The organism is Bradyrhizobium sp. Leo114 (assembly GCF_055229415.2).
Genome location: NZ_JBUYEN020000232.1, coordinates 1 through 380 on the forward strand (window position 1 = coordinate 1; position 380 = coordinate 380).

At 63.2% G+C, this 380-nt stretch carries 1 protein-coding gene; it reads left to right on the plus strand.

Annotated elements, in window-relative coordinates:
- Positions 1-93: 93 nt before the first annotated feature.
- A partial coding sequence (locus tag ACZIRK_RS45535) for an IS3 family transposase (protein ID WP_474419885.1) occupies positions 94-380 on the plus strand: 287 nt, incomplete at its 3' end.

Here is a 380-nt window from a genome sequence, read left to right on the forward strand (position 1 = left end):
CGAGGACGCGCGCGAACGCGAGATCGAGAAGCTGCATGCCAAGATTGGACAACTGACAGTCGAGCGCGATTTTTTAGCGCGGAGGTCCGGAAGATGAGCACGCCGGACCGTCGAGGAATGCTCGATCACGCCGACATGGCGCTGTCGATCCGCCGGCAATGCATGTTACTTGGCATCGCGCGCTCTGGGGTCTACCGGCCGCCACGGCCGGCCAACGACAACGACCTTGCCCTGATGCGGCGGATCGACGAGTTGTTCACCGCCTGGCCGTTCCTGGGCTCGCGGCGAATGACCGCGATGCTGAAGGTTGAGGGGCTTCAGGTCAATCGCAAGCGGTTGATGCGCAAGATGGGCATTGCGGCGCTGGGACCAAGGCCGAA